The sequence below is a fragment of the Synechococcus sp. R5-13 genome (assembly GCF_047462015.1).
In the GTDB taxonomy this organism is placed as follows: domain Bacteria; phylum Cyanobacteriota; class Cyanobacteriia; order Thermostichales; family Thermostichaceae; genus Thermostichus.
Genome location: NZ_JANSIL010000184.1, coordinates 1 through 6702, shown reverse-complemented (window position 1 = coordinate 6702; position 6702 = coordinate 1). Strand labels below are relative to the sequence as shown.

8 protein-coding genes are annotated in these 6702 nt (G+C 59.5%); 5 read left to right on the top strand and 3 right to left on the bottom strand.

The genetic code is table 11. The features are described 5' to 3' along the window. Window positions 1-115 precede the first annotated feature (115 nt). Window positions 116-703, top strand: a complete 588-nt coding sequence (locus NW840_RS13070) for a thioredoxin family protein (RefSeq protein WP_041437584.1) — start codon at window positions 116-118, stop codon at window positions 701-703. Here the strand turns inward: NW840_RS13070 and NW840_RS13065 are convergent. Continuing rightward, window positions 688-1536: an inositol monophosphatase family protein gene (locus NW840_RS13065; RefSeq protein WP_414344725.1), complete on the bottom strand. Its 849-nt coding sequence runs from the start codon at window positions 1534-1536 to the stop codon at window positions 688-690. The two genes, NW840_RS13070 and NW840_RS13065, sit on opposite strands and share 16 nt — an antisense overlap. Window positions 1537-1559: 23 nt before the next feature. Here NW840_RS13065 and NW840_RS13060 point away from each other — a divergent pair, with 23 nt between their 5' ends. Continuing rightward, window positions 1560-2198 (top strand): biotin transporter BioY, encoded by a 639-nt coding sequence (locus NW840_RS13060; RefSeq protein WP_414344723.1) that lies wholly within the window; start codon window positions 1560-1562, stop codon window positions 2196-2198. Between the two features lie 519 nt (window positions 2199-2717). Continuing rightward, on the top strand, window positions 2718-3158 hold the full coding sequence (locus NW840_RS13055) for a hypothetical protein (protein ID WP_049749596.1): 441 nt from the start codon (window positions 2718-2720) through the stop codon (window positions 3156-3158). Window positions 3159-3474: 316 nt separating this feature from the next. On the opposite strand, the gene NW840_RS13050 is transcribed toward NW840_RS13055, so the two are convergent. Further along, on the bottom strand, window positions 3475-3591 hold the full coding sequence (locus NW840_RS13050; protein WP_011434021.1) for a photosystem II reaction center protein I: 117 nt from the start codon (window positions 3589-3591) through the stop codon (window positions 3475-3477). 385 nt (window positions 3592-3976) lie between these two features. Here NW840_RS13050 and NW840_RS13045 point away from each other — a divergent pair, with 385 nt between their 5' ends. After that, window positions 3977-4936: a lysophospholipase gene (locus NW840_RS13045; protein WP_414344722.1), complete on the top strand. Its 960-nt coding sequence runs from the start codon at window positions 3977-3979 to the stop codon at window positions 4934-4936. Window positions 4937-4961: 25 nt separating this feature from the next. Beyond that, window positions 4962-5948, top strand: coding sequence for a porphobilinogen synthase (hemB, locus tag NW840_RS13040; RefSeq protein ID WP_414344721.1), 987 nt, complete (start codon window positions 4962-4964; stop codon window positions 5946-5948). 11 nt (window positions 5949-5959) lie between these two features. Here the strand turns inward: hemB and NW840_RS13035 are convergent, their stop codons facing one another. Continuing rightward, window positions 5960-6496, bottom strand: a complete 537-nt coding sequence (locus NW840_RS13035; protein WP_414344726.1) for a hypothetical protein — start codon at window positions 6494-6496, stop codon at window positions 5960-5962. Window positions 6497-6702: the final 206 nt, after the last annotated feature.

The following is a 6702-nucleotide window of genomic DNA, read 5'->3' as shown; positions in this document are numbered from 1 at the left end:
GAGATAGGCAGGATGCGATCGCTTCTTTCCTGAACCATGTTCAGGAGAGTTCAGCGTGAATGTATCAGCAGGATGATCCACAATGATTGAGGAAACCTTACGCCGGAGGTTTGTTATGGCCCGTACCCCCTCAACCATGCTGCCTTTGGGCACCCCAGCCCCTGACTTCAGCCTGCCGGATGTGGTGAGCGGCCAAACCATCTCCCTCTCCACCTTTGCCGACAAGCCGGCCCTGCTGGTGATGTTCATCTGCCAGCACTGTCCCTATGTGAAGCACGTGCAAGAGGAGCTGGCCCGCCTTGGCAGAGATTACAAGGATCGCGGCGTCGGCATTGTAGCCATCAGCGCCAACGATGTGGAGAAATACCCGGATGACAGCCCAGAGAACTTGAAGAAGATGGCCGAGACCTTGGGCTTTACCTTCCCCTTCTGCTACGACGAAACCCAAGAGGTGGCCAAAGCCTTCACCGCCGCCTGCACCCCCGACTTTTTCTTGTTCGACGCGGATCGCAAGTTGGTCTATCGTGGTCAACTGGACGACAGCCGTCCCAGCCTGACCGATGTGCCGGTGACGGGCAAAGATTTGCGGGCGGCGCTGGATAACCTTCTGGCCGGCAAGCCCATCGATCCCGACCAAAAGCCCAGCCTGGGCTGCAACATCAAGTGGAAACCTGGCAATGAGCCTGCTTATTTCGCTGGGTAGATCCCGCTTTTTTGAATCGCGGCCAGGGCCTGTCGATGCAAGCTGGGGTTGGCTGCCGCCAACACTTCTCCCGTGGAGGTGCGGGTTAAGGGATCCCCTCGCCAATCGGTAATCACGCCACCGGATCCCTCGATCACCGGCACAAGGGCAGCAAAGTCGTAGAGGGCAAGGCCACACTCCATCACCAGATCCACACAGCCGCTGGCCAGCAGGCCGTACTGGTAGCCATCGCCCCCATAGGAGGTAATGTGAACTGCTTGGCTGAGCCCCTGGAAGCACCGTTGTTGGTCGGGTTGGGTGAACAAATCAGGGGTGGTACAGCTCAAGTAGGCGCGGCTGAGGTCGGTATTGGCCTTGGCTCGGACGGCTTGCCGGTGGGAGGGGGTTATCCATTGAGTGGGCTGTCCCCGTACCCCCAGCCAGCGTTCGCGCAACACCGGCTGATCGATGATGCCCAAAATGGGGCGGTCTTCTTCCAAGAGGGCAATCAGAGTAGCAAAGGTGGGCTTGCCGGTGGAAAAGGCGATGGTGCCATCCAAGGGATCCAAAACCCAAGTGTAGAGGGATCCCGTCTGGTGAAAACCAAACTCTTCGCCAAGGATGCTGTGTTCTGGCACTTGGGCCATCAGCAAAGCTCGCATGGCCCGCTCTGCCTCCCGGTCGGCCACCGTCACAATTGGGGAGCGGGCCTCTTTGTATTCGGCTTGCAGTTCTCCGCGAAACAGGGGGCGAATCACCGCTCCGGCAGCATCGGCCAGGGCCTGGGCCAGTTCAATCCACTCTGCCTTGACCACCTTTTGCCCACCCCATCTGCCCCTTCCCCTTCTCAGCATAGGGAAAAATTTCCTCTCGGTTTATGCGGTCTGGCTTGCTCTTAACTCCTCTGGAATGGCTTTGGACGGCGATTGGGGTCCTCCTGACCATTTTGGGCACCCTAACCCATTTGAGTTTTCCGCCCGGGCTGCCTGGGTTGGGGGGATACAGCTTTTCGCTGCAAATTGGGGGCGTGTTGCTGACGGCTTGTTTGGCGGGGCCGGTGGCGGCGGTGTGCGCCCAGATCGTCTACCTAGGGTTGGGGCTGGCAGGGCTACAGGTGTTTGCCCAAGGGGGAGGGTGGCAGTACCTATACCAGCCTGCCTTTGGCTACTTGCTGGGGTTTCTGCCAGGAGCCTGGGCCTGCGGGACAATTGCTTTTCCGCAACGGGATCCCTACCCTTCTCCCCCGGCCCACCAACGCGCTGCCGATGCCAAGCGGTGGGCAGAAGGGATCCCTTACTCCCCGGTGGGCCTCCAAGAGTTGGGATCCGGCAGCTTGGTGGCTTTGGCCTTGGTTCACCTGACCGGGATTCTCTACCTTTTGGCCACGCAACCCTGGAACGAGGAGTTGCTGAGGTTGATAGGGCTTTACTCCGGCTATACTCTGCCGGGACAGATCATCGTGGCCAGCTTTGTTGCGGTGATAGCGTTGCTGTTGCGGCGCTTGCTGCTGCTCTGAAGCGGAGGAACCAACTGTGCGCAAAGGCCCATGCAGATTTAGGTCGTGGCGCATCTTTTCTCAGGCTGTGGAGGCAGAAATTGACATGCTCCCCTGCCTTTAGGCAGGGGATTCTGGTTCCTGGTTCTGCGACAGCACTTATCGTGTTGGGTTGCCCCTCCACAGCAGCGGTGCTCGTCTCCCCAGGCGTTCCCCCAAGCGCTACGCAAGCCCTAGCACCCAGATCGGTTCCCTAATGCCCTTAGGTACCGTTGCAAACAACAACCACAAAGCCTGCTGAGGCTGTATCCAGTCCTTAGACTGTTGGGTTTTTAGAGCGGTTGACTACCCTGCCGCTGCGGGCAGCATAGCACAAAGCCGCCCTAGTCGCGTCAGCGGGCCGTAGGCCTTAGGGCAGGGCTTTAGACCCAGTTTTTTGGTAACTTAGAGCCGTGCTAACCCCAACGGCAGTCCCAGATGGAGGCGCAGATTCTGGTCAAGTCTTGTGAGGATTGACGGGTTTTCGTGAGGAACTGAGGGATGCAACGTACTGCTCTCACCCTTTTGGCCACCGGCTTTTTGGCAACCGGGCTGGCTGCCTGTGGAGATGGCGGCAGCTCAGGGGGTTCGATCCTGCCCCCACCCCAAGGCCCAACGGTTTCTTTTATCAATGCGCCCACCTCGGTGCGGGTGGGCACCTCCACGCCGGCCTTCACGGTGCAGGTGAGTGTGCCCGGCGGTGCTCGTCCAACGCAGTTCCTCGAGCTGGAAACTTTCAACCCCAGCGGCGTGCGCGTGCAAAGGGAATTCTTCAGCCCACAGCAGGCCGGCTGTAACCCTGGGGCCACCTTTTGTAGCTTCAGTACCGATTTCCGCGTTGCCCTCGGGGATCCCATCGGCGTTTGGCAGTTCCGGATTACCGCGTTTGACCAACAGAATCGCTCCGGATCCCAAACACTGCTGATTACAGCCTTCCAGTAGGCAAGCAGAGTTGCCGGTTTTGGGGTGAGGCCACTCACTCTAGAGGGGAATGCCCACCAGCGGGCCGAAGTCCGAACAAGGACTGAATCTTGCTCACCGCTGCGGCTTTCTTCCTGCTTCCACAACCCCTAACCAGCAGCAGCTTGCGTCGCCGCACCGCCGGAGGGATCTCCACAGGCGTCAATTTCCCCAGGGCTAGCGTTCCGCGCCGCCGGTGCGACCGGCAGAGTTCCACAAAAATAGGGCCGGAGGCATGCTCCCTCAAGCGATGAGCCAGTTATCACTGGAGTTCGCAAGCTGCCCAAGGCGGGATCCCCTACTCCAGGTCTCGACGGTTGGGGTTGCGGGAGGGGTCGTTGCTCAAAAAACCAAACACAAAAAGCCCCACAAAAAAGATGACAACCGCGTAAACAGAGATTTTCAGTAACAGCATAGTTTCAGCAACCCGTTTCCGACTGAGTGAACTGATGAAGCGATAAGGCAATCGTAAAACAAGGGTGAACCACCCCAGAGAGGGGATCCCGTCAAACCTGAGACCCCGCAAAACTTCTTCACAACATCATACCTCTCAGAGGGCCTTTTTCCCGCAAATGGCCCCAGTCTCCCCCCGAGAGATCCTTTCATCCCATCCTCAGAAAAGGCTGCAAAGCCCGGCATGTCGGGGATCCCCGGCAAGAGCAGAGATTGTTAAGAAATATTTTGGACTGGAAACAAAGATTGCCGCTCCTCAGCGGCGGCAGCGCTCGCGGGCGACCGGGACATAGGAAGATATAATTTGCGGCTTTGCCGGTCTTGCCGGACGTGTGTTGGATTTGCCCATGCCTTTTGATCGGTTAGGCCACTTAGAGGTTCTGGATGGGCGGTCGGGAGCTCAGCCGCAACCTTCGTCGGGGATCTATCGGCCCCAGGAGTTGCCGCTTTCCGATGGGATCCCGGCTTTTCTGCACCACTGGCCCCAGGGATCCCCTTGCGGACGGGTGTTGCTTTTGCACGGTAAAGGGGATCACGGCGGCGGGTTTTGCCCTTTGGCCGGCGAGTTGGCTGCTCAAGGGTGGGAGGTTTTGGCGCCTGACATGCGGGGATTTGGTCGCTCCGGCGGGATCCGCTGCTGGATCGACCGTTTCAGCCAATATCAAGCGGATCTGGAGAGGATCGCCCAGCAGGTCTGGCCGCAGAAAGGGATCCCGCAGATCTGGTGCGGGTACAGCGCGGGGGCCAACTGGGTTACGGAATATGCCCTCGCCCATCCCGACCAAGTGCAGGGCCTGGTTCTCATCTCTCCGGCTTTTCGCATCGACCACTATTTCACCCCTTTTACCCACGCCCTTCTGCAAGTTTTGGACAGGGTTGCTCCCCAGCTGGCCTTAACTGGCCTCTACGAGCCAGCGCGGGTGACTTCCCTACCCGAGCAGCAAGCCGCCTTTGCGGCGGATCCCTACATGTGCGGTGTGACGCGGGCCAGATTTACAGCCGAACTGGCGCGCAGCGGGCAGCGCTGCCTTGATCAAGCCCATCGGCTCCGCCTGCCGGTTTTGCTGCTTTACACCTCTGCCGATATCGTCGTCAATCCTGCCGGAGCTGTGGATTTTGCCCGTCGGCTGCCCCAGGGAGAAATCCACGATTTTCCCCGGTCGCGCCACGATCTTTTGCACGACTGCCAAGCGGAAGCGGTAAAAGAGACCCTCCACCGCTGGCTGGCCCGGCATTTCCCCTCTGCCCCGGATGTCGCCCCTCGCCCAACGACCAGCTCAGCCCCTACCGACCTCATGGCAAAATAGAAACGCCCTCTTTCCTGCTGCTCCCATGAGCCAAGACCTGATCTACCGTCCCCGTCGGCTGCGGCGCACAGAGGCCTTCCGCCAGATGGTGCAGGAAACCCACCTGCGGGTGCAGGATCTGATCTATCCCCTGTTTGTCATGGAGGGGGAGAACCAGCGGCAGGAAGTGGAGTCGATGCCCGGCTGCTACCGCTACACCCTAGACCTGCTGCTAAAGGAGGTGGAAGAAGCCGCTCAATTGGGGATCCCGGCGGTGGCCCTGTTCCCGGTGGTGCCGGAAGAGAAAAAGGATCCCACCGGGCAGGAGTGCTTCAACCCAGAGGGCTTGATCCAGCGGGCGGTGCGGCGGATTAAACAGGAAATCCCCGAGATCTTGGTGGTAACCGATGTGGCCTTGGATCCCTACAACAGCGATGGCCACGATGGCATCGTGCGGGATGGGGTGATCCTCAACGACGAGACGGTGGAAGTTTTGGTCAAGCAAGCCCTCTCCCAAGCAGAGGCGGGAACGGATATTGTGGCCCCCTCGGACATGATGGACGGTCGTGTCGGTGCCATTCGGGAGGCCCTGGATGACCAAGGCTACACCGATGTGGCGATCCTGGCCTACTCCGCCAAATATGCCTCTGCCTTCTACGGCCCCTTCCGCGATGCCCTGGGATCCGCGCCCAAATCGGGAGACAAGAAAAGCTATCAAATGGATCCCGCCAATGCTCGGGAAGCCATCAAGGAAGTGGAGCTGGACGAAGCCGAGGGGGCGGACATGGTGATGGTGAAGCCGGCCCTGGCCTACCTGGACATCATCTACCGAGTCAAGGAATCGACGGATCTGCCCGTGGCCGCTTACAACGTCAGCGGCGAGTACGCCATGATCAAAGCCGCCGAACAAAAGGGCTGGATCGACGGCAAAAAAGTGATGATGGAATCGCTGCTGGCCATGAAGCGGGCTGGCGCCGATATCATCCTCACCTACTTTGCCAAAGAGGTGGCCTTGCTTCTCAAACAAGCCTAGGCAGAGGCAGCCTACGGCCTGGCAGGCGACTGGGTGGACTGCCCGATCCAGGAAGGGTGGGTGTTCTTCTCGTCGTCCGCCACCCAGGTACTGGGATCCACCAAACGCACCTGAATTTGATTGCGTGGCACCCGATTCAGCCGTTCCTTGATCAGGGCCTCCTGCTGCAAGGGATCCATACCTCGATCCACCCCCTCCTGCAGCCGAGAAATCCGAGTGGACAAGACCTCGATATGCCGCTCCAGAACCTGGAGCCGGTGGTGCTGAGCCAACTGCACCGGCAAGAGGCGATACAAACCACTGAGGGCAGCCGCCGTAAACAAGACATTCACCCCGATGTGACAGGCCATCTCCCAGACTTGAGGCTCGTGGCCAGGTTCTTGCCGTCCGCGCCGGCGGGAGCGCTGGACAGGGATCGTCCGCCGACCGGAAATTGGGAGAGAGGAGGGAAACCCTGCCCGAACCAGGGATCCCTGCCCTTGGGAGCGATGCACTCGTGGAGCAACAGAGATGTCCAGCCGCGGCCCAGCAACCTGCTCTGCACGCATAGACACGTGGCGAGCCGGGGTACGGGAAGAAGACTTGGGTGTCACGGGTGAAGGGAAGAAAATAGGGGGACGATGAACCACCTCTGCTGCCAAGAAGCGCAGCTAGGGCCTATTGAAGCCGATTTTTCCAGGTGTGTCAGCTTACTAGCGCAGGAGCCCCGCACTGTACCCGTAGGGTCAGTGTCGGGAGGAATGCGCTTTGATGA

Excerpts from the sequence above, each read along its gene's own strand:
- NW840_RS13050 (WP_011434021.1), bottom strand. The coding sequence starts at position 3,591 with ATGCTGTTACTGAAAATCTCTGTTTACGCGGTTGTCATCTTTTTTGTG.
- NW840_RS13070 (WP_041437584.1), top strand. The coding sequence starts at position 116 with ATGGCCCGTACCCCCTCAACCATGCTGCCTTTGGGCACCCCAGCCCCT.
- NW840_RS13060 (WP_414344723.1), top strand. The coding sequence starts at position 1,560 with ATGCGGTCTGGCTTGCTCTTAACTCCTCTGGAATGGCTTTGGACGGCG.
- NW840_RS13055 (WP_049749596.1), top strand. The coding sequence starts at position 2,718 with ATGCAACGTACTGCTCTCACCCTTTTGGCCACCGGCTTTTTGGCAACC.
- NW840_RS13035 (WP_414344726.1), bottom strand. The coding sequence starts at position 6,496 with ATGCGTGCAGAGCAGGTTGCTGGGCCGCGGCTGGACATCTCTGTTGCT.
- NW840_RS13065 (WP_414344725.1), bottom strand. The coding sequence starts at position 1,536 with ATGCTGAGAAGGGGAAGGGGCAGATGGGGTGGGCAAAAGGTGGTCAAG.
- hemB (WP_414344721.1), top strand. The coding sequence starts at position 4,962 with ATGAGCCAAGACCTGATCTACCGTCCCCGTCGGCTGCGGCGCACAGAG.
- NW840_RS13045 (WP_414344722.1), top strand. The coding sequence starts at position 3,977 with ATGCCTTTTGATCGGTTAGGCCACTTAGAGGTTCTGGATGGGCGGTCG.